The organism is Bacillus sp. SIMBA_074, assembly GCF_046534555.1.
GTDB classification, from domain to species: Bacteria; Bacillota; Bacilli; order Bacillales; family Bacillaceae_G; genus Bacillus_A; species Bacillus_A mycoides.
Map to the genome: position 1 here is coordinate 1 of NZ_JAWRYM010000326.1, position 296 is coordinate 296.

1 pseudogene is annotated in these 296 nt (G+C 41.6%); it reads right to left on the reverse strand.

Annotated features, from left to right (window positions below):
* A pseudogene (locus SB773_RS31030) lies at positions 1-296 on the reverse strand (serine racemase VanT catalytic subunit); the annotation flags it as partial.

Genomic DNA, 296 nt, shown 5'->3' on the forward strand with positions numbered 1-296 from the left:
CTTTTGGCTATCCAAGCGCCAAGTATCAGATAGATAGGGGCAAAAAAGAAACCATTTCGCGTGTAATCAAACAAGGCGAACATTCGGGTATAAAATGCTTGCAACCATTCACTCTGTTCTGTGAAACCGTAGTAGCTGTCGCCTAACAGTCCAAGGATGTAAAGGATTCCAGCTATACCAAGCACGTATGGGAATGGAAATCTACTATACAAAAAATAAGCCAAATAGACCCCGATGATTAATGCAGGGAAGTACCACAGATGATACATCGTGCCATCAAAAACGATATCCTTTAG